Origin of the sequence: Akkermansia sp. BCRC 18949, from assembly GCF_045011645.1 — a bacterium.
Classification (GTDB): Bacteria; Verrucomicrobiota; Verrucomicrobiia; order Verrucomicrobiales; family Akkermansiaceae; genus Akkermansia; species Akkermansia massiliensis.
The window spans coordinates 570968-588480 of the sequence record NZ_CP123619.1 but is presented as its reverse complement, the minus strand read 5'-3'; the positions used below and the strand labels follow the sequence as shown (position 1 = coordinate 588480).

Sequence of the window (17513 nt, the reverse complement as noted above, 5' to 3'; positions counted from 1 at the left end):
TGGAAATTGGATTGCCTGCACCCTGCCGCCGCTTCATAATAGACCTATATGAACATCCGGATTCTGAGCGATGGGAAACAGGGCCATCTCAACCAGTCCCTGGGACTGGCGCAGGCTCTGATTGCCAAAGCAGGGGGGGCCGTGGAAACGGTGGACCTGCAGGGACTTTCCCTTCTGGGGAAAATCCGGAAGGTCGTCTCCGGCAGCGACACGCCGCAGCCGGACCTGTTCATCTCCGCCGGACACGCCACGCACATCCCGCTCATCTGCGCCCGCCATCATTTCAAGACCCGGGCTGTCCTCTGCATGAAGCCCACGCTTCCCTGCACCTTTTTTGACCTCTGCCTCATTCCCCGCCATGACTTGCGCCCCGGGCGCGACTATACGGATACGGGCATCTTTCCCACCCATGGAGCGCTTCACCCCATGAGGCCTGATCCCTCCATCCCGAAGGACATCACCCTGATCCTCATCGGAGGTCCCAGCAAGGATTTTGACTGGGATGACGAAGCCATGCTCAACCAGCTCTCGGACATCAGCATCAACACCCCCGGCAACATCGTGCTGACCACCTCGCGCCGGACGCCGACGGGCTTTGCAGAGAAAATCCAGACGGCCGTTCCGGAGATCACCGTCGTTCCAGTGGAGGAAACGCAGCCGGGGTGGGTAGCGCGGCATCTGGCGCACGCCTCCGCCACCTGGGTCAGCCAGGACAGCGTCTCCATGGTATATGAAGCGCTGGGCGCGGGGGCGCCCGTAGGCGTCCTGGCTGTCCCCCGCCGCCACGGCAACCGTAAATCCCGCATCCTGTCCGGCCTGGAAATGCTGGAAAAGGAAGGCTTGGTCACCGGATACCGGGACTGGAAAAAGCAGGGCTTCCGCCTGGCAGCGCCCGGAGCCCCCCTTCTGGAGGCGGACCGCGCCGCAGACTACATCCTCACCAGATTCTTTCCCCAACTCCACGCCTTATGAAAATAGTACATCTCGTCCCCTCCATGGAATCCGGAGGCGTGGAACAAGTCGTCATGGAACTGGGCAGCGGCCTTTCCGCCCGGGGCGTGGAAAACATCGTCGTCTCCGGCGGCGGACGCCTGATTCCCCGGCTGGAAAAGGAAGGCTCCCGCCACATCCTGATGCCGATCGGCAAAAAAAGCCTCGCCACCTTCTTCCGCATCGGCGCCCTCCGCGCCCTGCTCCAGGCCGTCAGGCCGGACATCCTGCATCTTCATTCCCGCGTTCCCGCCTGGGTAGGCTACCTGGCATGGAAAAAACTGCCGCCGGAAGACAGGCCCGGCCTCGTCACCAGCGTGCACGGCTTTTACTCCGTCAACCGGTACTCCGCCATCATGAGCCGGGGGGAACGGGTGATTGCCGTTTCCAACTGCATCCGGGACTACATCCTCACCCATTATCCGTCCACTCCCGAGGACCATATCAGAATCATCCCCAATGCCATTTCCCCGGACCAGCACCACCCGGACTACTCCCCTTCCCGGGAATGGCTCACGGGCTGGCATATGTCCTATCCCGAGCTCAAGGGAAAATTCACCCTGTGCCTGCCAGGCCGCATCACGCGCCTGAAAGGGCAGCTGGACCTGATTCCCATTGTAAGACAGCTTCTGGAACGGGGAATTCCGGCCCACGCCGTCATCGTGGGAGAGACCAAAAAGGGAAAGGAAGAATATAAAAACGAAGTCCTCCGGGAAATTGAGCGGGCCGGCGTCTCCCACGCCTTCACCTGGACCGGCCACCGCCAGGACCTGCGGGACATCATTTCCACCTGTTCCGTCACTCTTTCCCTGACCAAAAGCCCGGAGGCCTTCGGCAAATCAACCCTTGAGGCGCTCGCCCTGGGCAGACCCGTTGCCGGGTACGCCCACGGCGGAGTCAAGGAACAACTGGACGCCTTCCTGCCGGAAGGAAACATCGCCGTGGGGGACACCTCATCCATGGCTGCCCTGCTTTCCCGCTGGTACGCCCAGCCCCCTCCCCTGCCCCGTCACATACCCTCCCCTTACAAGATGGAGGATATGATTCAGGCCCATCTGGACGTTTACCAGGAACTGACCCCTTATTCATGACGCCCCGGGAAGCCGCCATAACCCTGAACCTGATACCGGGGCTGGGCCCTGTCAGGGTCATGCGCCTCATGCAGGTATTCGTCTCTCCGGAACTGGTTCTGGAAGCTCCGGCCTCCATGCTGATGGATATTCCCGGCATCGGGGCACAGCTGGCTCGCCACATCTCATCCTGGCGGAGCATCGTCAATCCGTACCGGGAGCTGGAACTGGCGGATAAGGCGGGGGCCACGGTCACCACGGTCTTTGACGCCTCCTATCCCGCCGCCCTGCGCGAGCTGACGGACGCGCCCATCGTCCTTTATTCCTGGGGATCCTGGACCGCGGGGGATTCCGAACGCTCCATCGCCGTCGTCGGTTCACGCATGGCCACCCACTACGGCAGGCTATGCGCCAGAACCGTCTCTCATGACCTGGCGGAGGCCGGGGTAACCGTCATTTCCGGACTGGCGCGCGGCGTGGATACGGAGGCCCATACGGGAGCCCTGGATGCGGGAGGACGCACCGTCGCCGTCATCGGAGCGGGCCTCAGCAAGCTGTATCCATGGGAAAACAGAAACCTGGCGCAGCGCATTGCGGACGGCCATGGAGCGGTAGTCTCCGAATTCCCGATGGAGCTGCCCCCCTCCCGCACCACCTTTCCCATGCGCAACCGCATCGTGAGCGGCTGGAGCCGCGCGACGCTGGTGGTGGAAGCCTCCGGACGCAGCGGAGCCCTGATCACGGCGCGGACGGCAGGGGAACAGGGACGGGAGGTCTTCTGCATTCCCGGCCCGGTTGACCGGCATTCCTCCGACGGCTGCCACGCCCTCATCCGGGACGGAGCCACGCTGGCCGCCGGAGCCTCCGACATCCTGCATGACATGAAATGGACCGCCCCGGAACAGGGTCTGCCCCTTTTTTCCCCATCCTCCCTTTCCGCCGCTGCACCTCCGCTGCCTCCCACTGCGGAGGAAAAGGAAATCCTCCATGCCGTCAGGATGGGATTCAATACCATTGACACCCTCTGCGCCTCACTGGGGAAACCGGCATGCGCCATTACGCCGCTTCTGTCCAGAATGCAAATTGCAGGGCAAATCACGCCGGATGCAGGCGGATACTTTTCCATCAACCACAAGGGACACTAAACAGTTCTCCTCCCTTTCCGGAAATGTCTCAACAGCAGGCAGGGCGCCCCCGGACGGCGACAGCCCGCGTCAGCCCGGTTAAAGGAACAGAAAAAGCTCCTACTGCTTAACCTCCTTGCGCACGGCATCAATCCAGGCGGAAATCGTCTCCGCCTGCTCCCACTTGACTGGGGCGGCCAGCTTCTTCTTGGACACGGGATCGGAAACTTCAAAAATCACTCCATATACAAACTTGATGTCGTCCGGGTTTCTTTTCTTCTGAAAGCGGCCTTCCTGCTGGGCCTTGAAATCTATCTTTTCATAGGACGCCAGGAAAAGCGCCAGCATCAAGCCGTCCTCTCCCTTGATCGGAGAAACGAGCGGCACCACCGGGCATTTCACCTCCTTGCCCCGGATAATGGTCTTGACCAGCCTCGGTTCCACCTTCTTCAAAATATCAAGCTTCTTTGAAATATTCTCCTTGGCAAATGCCTTTTCAAAAACGGCCAGGTTACTGTAATCGTTCTTGTCCCGGAAGGGAATCATTGCCTCCATGCTGTTCTCCCCGTCCAGCAGCTTCACTTCAACGCACGTTTCCTTCTGCTCCATGGACACGGAGGACTTGGCGCTGTCAGCGCATCTCTTGGTATCAAAAGAGGGCGTCTTGAACGGAAGAACTTCGGCGCAGGCCATGCAGGAGGCTACCAGTGACAAAAACAGGACGGAAACTTTCATGATGATTCAAATTTATGGTAAGGAACCATAATCGTCTATGCTCCGCAATGACTTTTTTCTTTGCTTCCGGGCTGCTTCCGGCAAAAAAAACTTTCTTCTCATGATGCAAAACAAATACCCTCAAACATCTAAAACAGCCGTCAAGCTACCTCCTAACAGTTATTATTCCAGAAATTAAATATGTCAACAAGGGAAGATCCCTCGCGCTTCAAGGCCTGCGGAAGAACTCTCATGCCTGCAACAGACAGTACATGCAGGGCCAAAACCCCATAACGTGTTTATATTAATGCAAACATAAAAACATGCAGAAATATTTCTTAAAAAAATAACCGTTTACGGACATATTTTGAACATCTTTTTGCGGGATAAAGTCTCACCCTTCACAAGATCTATCCGACGGGTGGGAAAAGTAACTCAAAATCCGTCCAGGGTGGTTTTTGGTTCCATAGGTAGTTAATAGAGAGAAAAGGCCGCGGATCAAACAACCCGCGGCCTTTTTTTGTCCAACTCCCTTTCAAATGCGGAGTTTGGGCTTGATGAATGAAACTTCTTACTGTAGCAACAAGACATGCGTTTGTTCGCCCTTCTCGCAGGATTCACCCTTTGCCTGAGCTCCACGAGCTGCCAATCGTATGGGGATTCAAGTGATTACATCCCCCTGGCAACGCCTGTTCCCCCGCAGCTTTCCCAGCCGGTAGCCAACGCCCTTCCCCGCCCCGCCAACTTTCCCACGCGTCCGGTAGCCATTCCGCCGAGCGCCCCCCGCACGCCCCGCTGTGCCAGCGCCTGCGTCATGGACGCCCTCACCGGAAAAGTGCTTTTCTCCCACAACGGACTCCAGCACCGCCAGGTAGCCAGCACGCAGAAACTCGTGACGGCCATGGTCGTCCTTGAACACGGCAGCCTGGACAGGAAGGTGGTTATCCAGCCTTCCGACACCAAGGCGGATCCCACCAAGCTGGGCTTCCGCGCCGGAGAAGTCTATTCCCGCCGGGAACTGCTCAATGCCCTGATGATCCGCAGCTTCAATGACGTAGCCGTGGCCCTGGCCCGCGACACGGCGGGGTCCGTTCCCCGTTTCGCCCAGTTGATGAACGCCAAGGCGCGCCAGATGGGCATGTACAACTCCCGCTTCGTCAACCCCAACGGTCTCCCCGCGGACCAGTACTCCACCGCCATTGACATGGCCCGCTGCGCCTATTACGTCTACCGCAATCCGGAACTGCGCAACATCATCTGCAAACGCCAGTACGCCTTCACCCGCGCCAACGGCAAGACGCTTCTGCTGAGAAACACCAACAAGCTGCTCACCCAGCACCCGTGGGTCACCGGCATGAAAACCGGCTACACGAACGCCGCCGGCCGCTGCCTGGTTTCCTCCGCCGGCTTCAACGGCCGCCATGTCATCGTCGTCGTTCTCGGCTGCCATCCGTCCCGCATCTGGGCGGAATCTGAAAACCTGCTCAAATGGGCCCTGGGTGACGCCGCATAAATGCACGGCGGCAATTGGTATTTGACTTTCACGGCGTGAGCCGCTATCAGTCCTGCCTATGTTACAGGCAGGTATTGTAGGTCTCCCCAACGTCGGCAAGTCCACCCTCTTCAACGCGGTCACCAGAACCCGCAAGGCCCAGGCGGCCAATTATCCCTTCTGCACCATTGATCCGAACGTGGGCATGGTCACGGTGCCGGACTCCCGCCTGCAAGTGCTTTCCGACATGTCCGGCTCTGAAAAAATCATCCCCACGCTCATTGAATTCGTGGACATTGCCGGCCTGGTCAAGGGCGCCTCGGAAGGAGCCGGACTGGGCAACCAGTTCCTGGCGAATATCCGTGAAGTGGACGCCATCGTGCAGGTGGTGCGCTGCTTTGACAATGACGACATCATCCACGAGCTTGGTTCCGTGGACCCCCTGCGCGACATTGAAATCATCAATTCGGAGCTCATTCTGGCGGACATCGCCACCATGGACAAAAGGCTTTCCTCCCGGGAGCGCAAGGCCCGCAGCGGAGACAAGGAAGCCAAGGCGGAGGTGGCCCTCATCACCAAGCTGCTGCCCCACCTGAATGAGGGCAATCCGGCCCTCACCTTTGAATCGCAACTGGATGACGACGAACGCAAGCTGCTCCATTCCTTCCAGCTCCTTTCGGACAAAAAAAGCATCTTTGCCTGCAACGTCAATGAAGACGAACTGGCGGACGCCATCAACAATCCGGACGCGCACCCCTACGTCTCCCAGGTGAAAAAATACGTGGCGGAACACCACAACGCGGAGGCCATTGTCATCTCCGCCCGGATTGAAGAAGAACTCATCGACGTTTCGGATGAAGAAGCCCGCGAATTCCTGGAATCCCTGGGCGTGCAGGATTCCGGCGTTTCCGACCTCATCCGCGCCGTGTACCACCTTCTGGGCCTGCGCACCTACCTCACCACAGGAGTCAAGGAAACGCGGGCCTGGACCATCCCGGCCGGGGCCAAGGCCCCCCAGGCGGCGGGCGTCATCCACACGGATTTTGAACGCGGCTTCATCGCTGCGGAAGTGGTGCATTACGACGACCTGGTATCCTGCGGCGGCAAGGCCGGAGCGCGGGAGCACGGCAAGCTGCGCATTGAAGGAAAGGAATATGTCGTCAAGGACGGAGACGTGGTCGAATTCCGCTTCAATGTTTAGCCCAAAGCTTTACCGGAATTCCATTGACTTTTCCTGATGCAGAGAGCAGATTGCTCATAACCTTCACATCGCCTCATGACTGATCCCGACGTCAAATCCACCCCTTTGGCAGCCAAGCACGTTGAACTGGGAGCCAGAATGGTTCCCTTCGCCGGCTGGAACATGCCGGTGCAGTACACCGGCATCCTGGACGAACACAAAGCCGTGCGCGAAGCCTGCGGCATCTTTGACATCTCCCACATGGGCCAGTTCACGGTGGCCGGCGCCGCAGCGGCTGCATGGCTGAACTCCATGCTGACCAATGACATCAATAAACTGGACATCGGCCAGGGGCAATACTCCATCATGCTCAATGACCGGGCCGGAGTCATTGATGACCTCATCCTGTACCGGATGGAGCCGGAAACCTTCTTCGTGGTGGTGAACGCCTCCAAGATTGACGAAGACTTCGCGTGGCTCTCCGCCCACAAGCCCGCGGACGTGGTTCTGGAAAACCATTCCGACGAATATGTGGGCCTGGCCGTCCAGGGCCCCAAATGCGGAGAAATCTTCGCCCGCGTCATTCCCGGCGTGGAGCTCCCCCCCCGCAACGGCATCTCCCGCATCACGGTGGACGGAACGGACCTCCTCGTCTGCCGCACCGGCTATACCGGGGAAGACGGCTTTGAATTCTTCTGTCCGGCCCGGGAAGGCGTCAAATGGTTTGAAGCCTTCCTTGACGCAGGCGCCAAGCCCTGCGGCCTGGGCGCGCGCGACAGCCTGCGCCTGGAAATGTGCTATCCTCTGAACGGTTCCGACCTCGCTCCGGACAAAACGCCTCTGGAAGCCGGGCTCGGCTTCTTCTGCGCGCTGGATACGGACTTCACCGGCGCCGACATTCTTCGTGAACAGAAAGCCAACGGCCTCACCCAGCGCCTGGTGGCTATTGAATACACCGGCAAGGGAGCTCCTCCCCGCGCCCACTATGCCGTTCACGTTCCCGGAGGAGAAGCCATCGGAGAACTTACCAGCGGCGTGCTCTCTCCTTCACTGATGAAGGGCATTGCCCTGGCCTACCTGCCTGTCGCCCATGCCAAGGTCGGCACCGAGCTGGAAATTGACGTAAGGGGAAGGAAATTCCCTGCCGTGGTAGTTAAAAAACCCTTTTATAAGAAAGGTTGACACTACGGCGCAAAAATAAACTGACAAACACTGCATTTTACTACACTCTCACCTCAAACAATTACATCTTATGCACGACGTACCAGAAAATCTGCTGTATTCCAAGGATCACGAATGGATTGAAATTGACGGGGACATCGGCACCATCGGCATCTCAGACCATGCACAGGCCGAACTCTCCGATGTAGTCTTTGTAGACCTTCCCGAAGTAGGCGCCACCGTTGCCGCCGGCGACCCCGTCGCCGTCGTGGAATCCGTCAAGGCCGCCAGTGACGTGTACACCCCGGTTTCCGGTGAAATCCTGGAAGTGAATGAAGAACTTTCCAATGATCCCTCCCTCATCAACTCCGATCCTTACGGAGCAGGCTGGCTGTACAAAATCCGCCTGGACGTTCCCATGGAAACGGAAGACATGATGAACGCCACGGACTACGAGGAATACTGTTCCTGACCCGTTCCTCCCTCCCCCGCCCCGGTGATTCCATCCCGGGGCATTTTGAATTTAACCCGGCCCCCGCGGCCGGGTTCCATTACCTGCCAGATACCACATGAATACCCACTCAGACTTTGCCAGACGGCACATCGGCCCCCAGGGGGAAGAACGCCGGGAGATGCTTGACAGCCTCGGCTACCAAACTCTTGATGAACTCATTGCGGACATCGTTCCCGCAGACATCCGGATGCAGGATCCCCTGGACGTGCCCGCAGCCAAATCGGAAACGGAAGCCCTGGAGGAACTCCGTTCCATCCTCCGGAAAAACAAGCTTCTGAAAACCTTCATCGGCCAGGGCTACTACGGCACCATCACGCCCTCCGTCATCCTGCGCAACGTACTGGAAAATCCCGGCTGGTATACGGCCTACACGCCCTATCAGCCGGAAATCGCCCAGGGACGCCTGGAAATGCTCATGAACTTCCAGACCATGGTCTTCTCCCTGACGGGCCTGCCGGTGGCGAACGCCTCCCTGCTGGATGAAGGCACCGCCGCCGCGGAAGCCGTCACCATGTGCCGGAACGCGCGCCCCAAGGCAAACACCTTCTTTGTGGCGGACACCTGCCACCCCCAGACCATCAGCGTCATCCGCACCCGCGCCGCCTTCCAGGGCGTCAACATCCTGGTGGGGGACTGGACCTCCTTTGACCCCGCCTCCGTCGGCGCGGACCTGGCCGGGGCGCTCGTCCAGTATCCGGACACGCTCGGCCGCATCTGCGACTACACGGACTTCTTCTCCCGCGTGCATGCCACGGGCGCGCTCTGCGTCGTGGCGGCGGACCTGATGGCCCTCACCGTCATCCGGGAACCCGGCGCCTTCGGGGCTGACATCTGCATTGGCAACACGCAGCGTTTCGGCGTTCCGATGGGCTTCGGCGGCCCCCACGCCGCCTACATGTCCTGCACGGACGCCCTGAAGCGCCGCATGCCCGGCCGCCTCATCGGCATGTCCATAGACACCCAGGGCCGCCCGGCCTACCGCCTGGCCCTGCAAACGCGGGAACAGCACATCCGCCGCGACAAGGCCACCTCCAACATCTGCACGGCCCAGGTGCTGCTGGCCGTGCTGGCCGCTTTCTACGCCGTATACCACGGGCAGGAAGGCCTCAAGCGCATCGGCACGGAAATCCACCGGAAAACCAAAAGCCTGTACAAGACACTCACGAACGCCGGCATCACCATTGAAAACAAGGACTTCTTTGATACCCTGCTGCTGACCGTCCCCGGCCAGGCGGACGCCATGGTCCGGAAAGCCCTGGAAGCGGGTTACAACATCCGCAAGGTGGATGCCGGCCACGTCACCATTTCCCTGGATGAAACCGCTACCTGCGCAGACGTAGAGGCGCTGGCCTCCGCCCTTGCGGGCGCGGAAACCTCCGCCCCCTGCTGCTGCGAGACTCCCGCCTGGGCTCCAGTCCATACGCGCCAGACGCCCTTCTGCACGGAAACGGCCTTCAACTCCTACCATTCCGAAACGGAAATGATGCGCTACATCCGCCGTCTGGAATCACGGGACCTGGCCCTGAACGAAGCCATGATCCCTCTGGGCTCCTGCACGATGAAGCTGAACGCCGCTTCCGAGATGATCCCCATCACGTGGCCGGAAACCAGCTCCCTGCATCCCTTTGTTCCGGCGGACCAGTCGGAAGGCATCCGGGAAATGCTCTCCGTCCTGTCTGACCGCCTGGCGAAAATCACGGGCTTTGCCGCCGTCTCCCTCCAGCCCAACGCGGGCGCGGCGGGGGAATACGCCGGCCTGCTGGCCATCCGCCGCTACCAGAAGCACGCAGGGGAAGGCCACCGTGACGTCTGCCTCATCCCGACCTCCGCCCATGGAACGAACCCCGCTTCCTCCGCCATGGCGGGCCTCAAGGTGGTGCCCGTCAAATGTGACGAAGGCGGCAACATCGACATGGAGGACCTGAAAGCCCAGGCGGAAACCCACCGGGACAACCTCTCCTGCATCATGGTCACCTACCCCTCCACGCACGGGGTGTATGAACAGACCATCAGGGAACTCTGCGACATCGTCCACGCCAACGGCGGCCAGGTGTACATGGACGGCGCCAACATGAACGCCCAGGTGGGGCTGACCTGCCCCGGCTGCATCGGCGCGGACGTCTGCCACCTGAACCTGCATAAAACCTTCGCGATGCCGCACGGCGGCGGCGGTCCCGGCATCGGGCCCATCGGCGTGGCGGAACACCTCGTTCCCTTCCTGCCCGGCCACCTCACGCTGGGCCATGAGGAAGGAGCTGTGGCCTCCGCAGCATGGGGAAGCGCCTCCATTGCCGCCATCTGCTGGATGTACCTGTCCATGATGGGACCGGAAGGCCTCAAGGAAGCCACGGAAATGGCTATCCTGAACGCCAACTACATCGCTAAAAAACTCGGCCCCCTCTTCCCGGTCCTCTACTCCGGAAACAAGGGGCTGGTGGCCCATGAATGCATCCTGGATCCGCGCCAGCTCACCCATGACGCCGGACTCACCGTGGATGACATCGCCAAGCGGCTCATGGACTACGGCTTCCACGGCCCCACCATGTCCTTCCCTGTTCCGGGAACCCTGATGGTGGAACCCACGGAATCGGAACCCAAGGAGGAACTGGACCGCTTCATCGAAGCCATGGAACACATTCATGCGGAGATCACGGCCGTCATCAACGGCACGGCGGACAAGGAAGACAACGTCCTGAAAAACTCCCCCCATACCGCGGAAATGGTCTCCGCCGACGAATGGCGGCACCCCTACTCCCGCAGTGAGGCGGCCTATCCGGTAGCCGGCCTGCGCATCCACAAATTCTGGCCGTACGTGGGCCGGGTGGACAACGTCTACGGGGACCGGAACCTGGTCTGCACCTGTGACACGGTGGAGGAATTCTCCAAAGCCGTGGAAGCGTAACGCCAAATATAACTTTTAACCTGGAAGGGGCTGTTCCATTTATTGGGGACGGCCCTTTCTATTTCCGCAGAACAAGACCGCTCCTTCGAGGAAAATCTCTTCCCTGGGCATCGCGCCACCAACGGGCAATCCGGACCTCACTTGATAAACTCAAGTACAAACCGATTGACCAGCTCGTGCTGTTTCTCCGTTCCGCCCCCTCCCATGCCGCTATGCGTAACTCCCTCCAGCTTCACCACCCTCATATGAAACTCCTCCTGCTCCTTTATACCGGGCAGCACTCCCTCGTCCGCCTCATAATCACATCCCCTCAAGGTATACAGCCGCGGTTTCCGGATTCTCGGCATCTTCATCCTGCGGTGATCCAGGGAAATGGCCTTATCGGCCAAAAGGGGATGCCTGGCCGCAAAAAGCATGACCATGTCCCCTCCGTTTGAGTGCCCTATGAGAATAAGCTTTCCCCAATCCAATCCCGGTTTCAGCTTCCTGAACTCCTGAATGGCAAACAGGATATTTTCCACTCCCCTTTCCCAATTCGGCATGCGGGCCTCCATCAAATTCCCGTCCATTGCCAGAAGCGGATCCTGGGGCAATTCATGCTGTACGCTGATTACATAATACCCCTTTCCTGCAAGAAAACGGTTCAAATAGGAATATGTCTGGCTGGATTTGACGTTCCTGTTTCCGTCATAGCCATGATTGAAAATGATTACCTTTGTCTCGGAGCTTTCCCTCTCCGGCTGATAAACGGTTACCGGAACCACTCTGTTCCTGCCGCCATCAAAAAGGCCAATGGTGAATTCCATCTGGGAGAAGCCATGAGCAGCGCTTTGAACCAAAATAACCAGTATAACAAAAAACCTGTTCATTTTCAATGCTGCAATCATGCAGAAATTCCCCTAACCGGACGTTCCATCCCGGCCTGTTCTCCTTCAATGCGTCCAGCTTCCGGCTTCATTCTTCAACTCCAGGGCGGATCACCGTACTTGTTCTCTCCCGGCAGGCTCTCCCCATAACACAAATACAGCAACAGCAGCCAGCCCACTACGGGCACGGCCAGCCATATCAGGAAAAGGCCGCTTTTCCCCACATCATGCAGGCGCCGCACCATCGTAGCCGCCAGGGGGAGAAACAACACGGGAAGCACCACATAAGCCAGGGGAAAAAGCAGCTCCAACAGGGGGGACACGGAAAAAAAACCGCTTTTCATGATGGACGGAACCCCTGCCACGACCAGCCACGCGATGCCCATGGTGGAATAAACCTCGCGCATCTCCTGTTTTCCGGCGCGTCCTTCAAAACTGCACCATCCCTTAATGATGCGCGTCCAATACTTCTTCCGCGTCCAGGCGGGAAGGGCGGGCTCTCCCCCGGTTTCGGGCTCCGGCATGGCTGATTCCTCCATATCGGCATCCATGACGGTCATGGAGGGAATGAAGGAAGACAGCGGCTGCCAGCCCCCGTCGGGAAGCTTCCTCACCAGGGTACGGTTGGACAGCCGCCCATGGTTGCGGGCTTGAATCAGAAGCACCAGGGAGATGGGTCCCTTGGAGGAACCGTCAATCGCCTGGTACTCGTAAAGGTCGCTCATCGGAGGTTCTTATTCGGCCCCGCCGTCATGGCTGAACGCGGACGCGGGAATCTCCTGCTTGGACAAGCCGGGGCCTTCCCACTTCAAGACCAGCTTGGAGGCGGGACCGGCATTGCCCACATAGCCGATGCGGATGGGATGCAACCCGGCCTTTAAATAAACGGGATTCTTTCGGTCGCCCAAATCGGAGGAAACTTCGGCTCCCGGTTCGTAAGTCTTATCCGCGTCAATCAACTCCATGCCGTGCAGGCGGACAAAGGCCTTGCTCCCCTTGTTCGCGTCCGTGGACAGGTAAAACGTATACTCCCCGTCAGCGGGCACCTTCACAAACCCCGTCAATTCCACCCCGCGCTTCCGGGGACCGTTCATCTTGACGGACGGAGACGGGGCCACGCCATGCGCGGCAGCCTGCTTCTTGAGCTGACGGAAATCCGGAACCCAGGGGAACTCCCCTTCATAGAGGGACCACTTCAAGCCGGGGGAGGCAGCCCCTTTTGTCTCCACTGCCGGGACCAGCGCCGTATCAAACACCGTCTTGGAAGGAAGGGAGGCACGCCGATTGGACAGGGCAGCGGCCTTCATGCGGGCCTGAAGCTCCGGCTTGGAGGAAGCAAGATCCTTGCTTTCCTGCGGATCATTCAGGGTATCGAAAATCATGAAATCCTTGTCCGCGTCCTTCACCCCCATGCGCAGGCCTTTCAGGCCGTCCACAAAGACGATCTGCTGCTGGCCCCGTTCCGCTCCCTTGTGTTCGCCCAGGAAATCCTTGTAGCCGGGCGTCTTGCCGCCGACGTTATATTCGGAATAAATAATGCCGGGCTTCTGCTGGTCCGCATGGCCTGTCAGCGTCGGCAGCAGGGAAACGCCGTCGCTGCGGGCGGGAACCGGCACTCCGGCGGCATCCGCCAGCGTAGCCAGCCAGTCATGGAACTGTCCGGGCTGGAGGCTGATCTGGCCCTTGGGAATGCGGGCGGGCCAGCGTACCAGCGTGGGAACGCGCATTCCGCCTTCCCAGCAGTCGCGCTTGATGCCGTCCATCATGCCGTAACTCTTGAAAAACTGCGGATTCTGCGCCCCATGCCTGTGCTTGGGGTCGGCGCCGCCTTCATTGTGGGGGCCATTGTCGGAGGTAAAGACAATCATCGTATCGTTGTCGATCTTCAAATCCTTCAGCAGATGAATCAAATCCGCCACGGCATCATCCACGCGGCGGATCATCGTGGAATGCCGTTTGGCCACCTCATTCGGGAAGCGGGCATTGTCCGGATAAATGTACGTGTCCTTGTCTTTTTCCGCCTTGGCGTCAAAAGCCGTATTTACGGATTCCGTGCCGTTCTTCTTCACCCACTGCAGGCCGCCTTTCAAACCGCCGCCGGAAGGATAGGGCGTTCCGGGAACCACCAGGTTGCCGTGAGGGGCCGGAAAAGCCAGGTACAGGAAAAACGGCTTGCCGGTCTTGCGGGCGGACTTGCGCTGGTCCACAATCCATTGCTTGGCGCGGGCGGCAAACAAATCCGTGGAATAGGCGGTCTGGGGAACCTTGTCCTTGATATTCTTCCATTCGGGATTGGAGGCGTAACCGTTGTACTCGAAAATGTCGCGGGATTCGGAAGGATAATGGAAATGCCCGGCCAGATGGTCCAGGATGCCGTAAAAATAATTGAAGCCGCGCTGGTGGGGACCGCCCGTCACCGGACCATGGCTTTCGCCGCCGCCGCCCACGCCCCACTTGCCGATGGCGGCGGTATCATAACCGGCGTCACGCATCACGGTGCCCAGCGTATGGGAATCTTCAATGGGATGGTCAAAGCGGTTGTTCCTCACCACGCGGGAATTCCCCTGGTGCACCCCCAGCAGCAGGGAGGCGCGCGCCGGAGCGCAGACCGGAGCGGCGGAATAATGCCGGCGCAGTTGAATCCCCTCCCGGGCCAGCGCGGACAAAGCCGGGGTCTTGAACTCGTTCTTCCTGTCCACCGTCCGCCCGTTCAGCTTCTGCTGGCTCCAGTTGGAATCCAGATCGCCCCAGCCCATATCGTCTACCAGAATAAAAATAACATTGGGTTTTGAATTCTTGACGGCCCGGGCTGCGGGCTTCGCAGCCTGCCCGGAAGCGCTCATGCACGGAACCAGGGCAGTCAGAAGAACGGATAGGAAAGATACCAGCTTCATGATTCAGATGAAAATAGACTCTAGGGGAAACGTTAAAACAGAGCGCGATCTTACATGAATTCTCCCATCTCTCAAGATAATTAAACGGAAAGGGAATTGATGATTGCTGTATCAGGCCTATAGTGAAAAAACTATGAAACTGCCCCATACTCTATTGATTGCATCCGCCCTTCTGCTTCCCTCCGGTACGCTCTGCGGGCTGGACGTGTGAATGGCTGACCTGGAAAAAGCCGCCGCACAAGCCGAAAAAGAGAATAAGGACCTGTTCATCGTTTACAGGGGGGCGCCTGGAATCCGGAGGCATACGGCGTGCCGGAACGGCAGATCTTCCAAATCTGCATGGCAGGGCGCCATTTAAAAAAAGGAACTGTCTGCCGGACTGGAAATGCTGAAATCCGCCAGGGGCATGGCTCCATGGAGCAAACACGCCAACAAGGCCCACACCGATTTCCTGCGCATCCCAGGCAACCGGGATACGCTGCATAGGCTGTGGAAGCAGTACAAAAACGGCGCCGAGGAGGCGGGGACCGCCTACCGGAAAGGCATCCTCCTGAATCCGGACCCCGTGCCCATGGAACTGAAACTCCAGTAAAGCAGCCGCTCCCGTGGAAAAAACCGTTTCCGGAAGGACGCAAGTAACGTGTCCGGAACCGCGGAAGCGTCAGAACCGCTTCTTCCTGTCGTCCCTGCGGGGGCGGTCGCCCCAGCGTTCACCACGGTCACTGCGGAAGCCTCCGCGGTTTCCCCTGAATCCGCCGCGGTCGCTCCGGTCCCGGTCTCCGCGGTAGCCGCCGCGGAAACCTCCGCTGCGGCGGGGCGGACGCGGCCCGTCGGAATATTCCGGCGTGCCCTTGTCCTCGCGGACGTTGACCTCATACCCGCAGACGGTGGCCGTAGCCAGGGCGTCCAGGAGCTGGGGAGCTACGGAAGCGTCCACCTCAATCAGGGAATGCTTGGGGAAAATCCGGATATCGCCCACGGCGCCCTTCTCCATTTCCACCGTATTGTAAAACAATCCGGCGATGTCCTTGGGCCGCAGGCCGATCATCTTGCCGCCGTTCATGAACAGTGTGACCGTATCCCCCTTGTGCTGCCAGGAATCTCCCTTTTGCGGGCTCTCCGCCTCTTCTCCGGGCTGGGATACATGGCGCGTCCTGCGGGCGGGCTTGTCCTCCGGAATGGGCTGTACTTCCCGGTGCGTGCGCTCCCGGAGCAAATCAAACAGGGCGGCGGCCATGGCTTCCGGAGCGGCTTCCACTTCCTTCAATTCCTCCGGCAGAACGGCATCCGGCTTGAGGCGTTCCAGAATGTCATCCACCAAGGATTCCGTCCGGAGCTGGTCCACCTGAACGGCGGTCAGCACGGGTTCCGGAGTCAGCTTGACGCCGATGAAGCGTTCAATGCGGCTCATCAGGGAAAAATCACGGCGCCCCATAAAAGTGATGGCCTTCCCCTTGCGCCCGGCGCGCGCCGTGCGGCCGATGCGGTGCACGTAATCCTCCGGATCACGCGGCAGTTCAAAATTCACCACGGCATCCACATCGTCCACATCCAGGCCGCGGGCGGCAATATCCGTAGCCACCAGCAGACGCAGGCTCCCCTTGCGGAAGGAATCCATCACGCGCTCCCGCATGATCTGGGGCATGTCCCCGTGGAGGCGGTCCACGGGATAACCCCGGGCCGTCAGGCCGTCCACGATGTCGTCCACCACTTTCTTGGTATTGGCAAAAACCAGCCCCATCTTGATCTTCCCTGTGTCCAGCAAGCGGCTGAGCACCTCAATCCGGGAAGAAAATACCACCTCATAATAAGACTGTTCAATGGTGGGCACCGTCAGCGTGGGCCGCTCAATGGTGATCTGGACGGGGTCCTTCATGAACCGGTTCACCAGCCGGTTGATTTCCGGAGACATGGTGGCGGAGAAAAACAGGGTCTGCTTCGTTTCCGGCATGAACTCCGCAATACGTTCAATATCTTCCAGAAAGCCCATGTCCAGCATCTCGTCCGCTTCATCCAGAATCAGCATGCGGAGATTGTCCAGCTTCAGCGCACCGGACTCCATCAGGTCCATGACGCGGCCGGGCGTTCCCACCACGAACTGGACCCCGCGCCGCAGGGCGTCCAATTGCGGGCGGAAGGAGGAACCGCCATAAATGGGAACGGCGGAAACGCCGTCCATGAACAGGGCCAGCTTGTCCACCTCCCGGCAAATCTGGACGGCCAGTTCCCGCGTGGGGCAAAGGGCCAGCACCTGGACATTCCGCTCCTCGGGATCAATGCACTCCAGGGCCGGAATGGCAAAGGCAAGCGTCTTTCCGGAACCCGTATGGGACAGCCCCACGATATCGGACCCTCCGATCGCAGCGGGAATCGCCTGCTCCTGAATGGCGGAAGGAGTATCGAAGCCGAGCACTTCAATGGCTTCCAGAATCTCCGGCGAAATGCCAAGCGTCGAAAAAGAAGATGTTTGAGTCATGGGGGAAAAATGATCTGTCAGAGTCACGGGAGAAGCTGAACATTATTCACACCTGTGTCCAGCCAAAAGAACGGAAGATGCCGTCAGATGCCACGATTTCCGCGGGGCCGCCTGCGGAGGAAAAAACCGC

The 17513-nt window shown here is 59.3% G+C and carries 14 protein-coding genes; 9 read left to right on the top strand and 5 right to left on the bottom strand.

Translation table 11 applies throughout. From position 1 onward, the window contains the following. Window positions 1-48 precede the first annotated feature (48 nt). From P8A25_RS02430 to dprA, 3 genes are read left to right on the top strand one after another with little or no spacing between them, the layout of a single operon-like run. The gene (locus tag P8A25_RS02430; RefSeq protein ID WP_022396506.1) at window positions 49-972 is read left to right on the top strand and encodes a mitochondrial fission ELM1 family protein; all 924 of its coding nucleotides are present in this window, start codon (window positions 49-51) and stop codon (window positions 970-972) included. Continuing rightward, window positions 969-2081, top strand: a complete 1113-nt coding sequence (locus P8A25_RS02425; protein ID WP_102722664.1) for a glycosyltransferase — start codon at window positions 969-971, stop codon at window positions 2079-2081. The genes P8A25_RS02430 and P8A25_RS02425 overlap by 4 nt, the downstream gene beginning before the upstream one ends. Beyond that, a complete protein-coding gene (gene dprA, locus P8A25_RS02420; RefSeq protein ID WP_215442438.1) occupies window positions 2078-3205 on the top strand; it encodes a DNA-processing protein DprA in 1128 nt (375 codons plus the stop codon). Before P8A25_RS02425 ends, dprA begins: the two co-directional genes overlap by 4 nt. 99 nt (window positions 3206-3304) lie before the next feature. On the opposite strand, the gene P8A25_RS02415 is transcribed toward dprA, so the two are convergent. Then, entirely contained in the window at window positions 3305-3919 is a 615-nt protein-coding gene (locus P8A25_RS02415) for a hypothetical protein (protein WP_022396502.1), read from the bottom strand. Window positions 3920-4487: 568 nt separating this feature from the next. On the opposite strand from P8A25_RS02415, the gene P8A25_RS02410 reads away from it, so the two are divergent. From P8A25_RS02410 to gcvP, 5 genes are all read left to right on the top strand, one after another. Continuing rightward, entirely contained in the window at window positions 4488-5411 is a 924-nt protein-coding gene (locus P8A25_RS02410) for a D-alanyl-D-alanine carboxypeptidase family protein (RefSeq protein ID WP_022396501.1), read from the top strand. Window positions 5412-5469: 58 nt separating this feature from the next. Further along, complete coding sequence (gene ychF / locus P8A25_RS02405) at window positions 5470-6591, top strand: redox-regulated ATPase YchF (protein ID WP_022396500.1); 1122 nt, start codon at window positions 5470-5472, stop codon at window positions 6589-6591. A gap of 75 nt (window positions 6592-6666) precedes the next feature. Continuing rightward, entirely contained in the window at window positions 6667-7752 is a 1086-nt protein-coding gene (gene gcvT, locus P8A25_RS02400) for a glycine cleavage system aminomethyltransferase GcvT (protein WP_102726640.1), read from the top strand. A gap of 70 nt (window positions 7753-7822) precedes the next feature. Beyond that, complete coding sequence (gcvH, locus tag P8A25_RS02395) at window positions 7823-8203, top strand: glycine cleavage system protein GcvH (RefSeq protein WP_404838754.1); 381 nt, start codon at window positions 7823-7825, stop codon at window positions 8201-8203. 97 nt (window positions 8204-8300) lie between these two features. Continuing rightward, window positions 8301-11147, top strand: a complete 2847-nt coding sequence (gcvP, locus tag P8A25_RS02390; protein WP_215442437.1) for an aminomethyl-transferring glycine dehydrogenase — start codon at window positions 8301-8303, stop codon at window positions 11145-11147. Window positions 11148-11284: 137 nt separating this feature from the next. Here gcvP and P8A25_RS02385 read toward each other — a convergent pair whose 3' ends face one another. The 3 genes from P8A25_RS02385 to P8A25_RS02375 form a co-directional block, all read right to left on the bottom strand. After that, window positions 11285-12016 (bottom strand): alpha/beta hydrolase, encoded by a 732-nt coding sequence (locus P8A25_RS02385; RefSeq protein ID WP_345783930.1) that lies wholly within the window; start codon window positions 12014-12016, stop codon window positions 11285-11287. Window positions 12017-12108: 92 nt separating this feature from the next. Then, the gene (locus P8A25_RS02380) at window positions 12109-12738 is read right to left on the bottom strand and encodes a DUF805 domain-containing protein (RefSeq protein ID WP_215442435.1); all 630 of its coding nucleotides are present in this window, start codon (window positions 12736-12738) and stop codon (window positions 12109-12111) included. A 9-nt stretch (window positions 12739-12747) separates the two neighbouring features. Continuing rightward, window positions 12748-14907 carry a sulfatase-like hydrolase/transferase gene (locus tag P8A25_RS02375; RefSeq protein WP_215442434.1) on the bottom strand — a complete coding sequence of 720 codons (2160 nt, stop codon included), beginning with the start codon at window positions 14905-14907 and terminating at the stop codon, window positions 12748-12750. 385 nt (window positions 14908-15292) lie between these two features. On the opposite strand from P8A25_RS02375, the gene P8A25_RS02370 reads away from it, so the two are divergent. Beyond that, entirely contained in the window at window positions 15293-15499 is a 207-nt protein-coding gene (locus tag P8A25_RS02370; RefSeq protein WP_102722657.1) for a hypothetical protein, read from the top strand. A gap of 69 nt (window positions 15500-15568) precedes the next feature. On the opposite strand, the gene P8A25_RS02365 is transcribed toward P8A25_RS02370, so the two are convergent. Further along, entirely contained in the window at window positions 15569-17383 is a 1815-nt protein-coding gene (locus P8A25_RS02365) for a DEAD/DEAH box helicase (protein ID WP_102722656.1), read from the bottom strand. Between the last annotated feature and the right edge of the window lie 130 nt (window positions 17384-17513).

Excerpts from the sequence above, each read along its gene's own strand:
- gcvP (WP_215442437.1), top strand. The coding sequence starts at position 8,301 with ATGAATACCCACTCAGACTTTGCCAGACGGCACATCGGCCCCCAGGGG.
- P8A25_RS02375 (WP_215442434.1), bottom strand. The coding sequence starts at position 14,907 with ATGAAGCTGGTATCTTTCCTATCCGTTCTTCTGACTGCCCTGGTTCCG.
- ychF (WP_022396500.1), top strand. The coding sequence starts at position 5,470 with ATGTTACAGGCAGGTATTGTAGGTCTCCCCAACGTCGGCAAGTCCACC.
- P8A25_RS02365 (WP_102722656.1), bottom strand. The coding sequence starts at position 17,383 with ATGACTCAAACATCTTCTTTTTCGACGCTTGGCATTTCGCCGGAGATT.
- P8A25_RS02385 (WP_345783930.1), bottom strand. The coding sequence starts at position 12,016 with ATGAACAGGTTTTTTGTTATACTGGTTATTTTGGTTCAAAGCGCTGCT.
- P8A25_RS02415 (WP_022396502.1), bottom strand. The coding sequence starts at position 3,919 with ATGAAAGTTTCCGTCCTGTTTTTGTCACTGGTAGCCTCCTGCATGGCC.
- P8A25_RS02430 (WP_022396506.1), top strand. The coding sequence starts at position 49 with ATGAACATCCGGATTCTGAGCGATGGGAAACAGGGCCATCTCAACCAG.
- P8A25_RS02410 (WP_022396501.1), top strand. The coding sequence starts at position 4,488 with ATGCGTTTGTTCGCCCTTCTCGCAGGATTCACCCTTTGCCTGAGCTCC.
- gcvH (WP_404838754.1), top strand. The coding sequence starts at position 7,823 with ATGCACGACGTACCAGAAAATCTGCTGTATTCCAAGGATCACGAATGG.
- P8A25_RS02370 (WP_102722657.1), top strand. The coding sequence starts at position 15,293 with ATGCTGAAATCCGCCAGGGGCATGGCTCCATGGAGCAAACACGCCAAC.
- P8A25_RS02425 (WP_102722664.1), top strand. The coding sequence starts at position 969 with ATGAAAATAGTACATCTCGTCCCCTCCATGGAATCCGGAGGCGTGGAA.
- dprA (WP_215442438.1), top strand. The coding sequence starts at position 2,078 with ATGACGCCCCGGGAAGCCGCCATAACCCTGAACCTGATACCGGGGCTG.
- P8A25_RS02380 (WP_215442435.1), bottom strand. The coding sequence starts at position 12,738 with ATGAGCGACCTTTACGAGTACCAGGCGATTGACGGTTCCTCCAAGGGA.
- gcvT (WP_102726640.1), top strand. The coding sequence starts at position 6,667 with ATGACTGATCCCGACGTCAAATCCACCCCTTTGGCAGCCAAGCACGTT.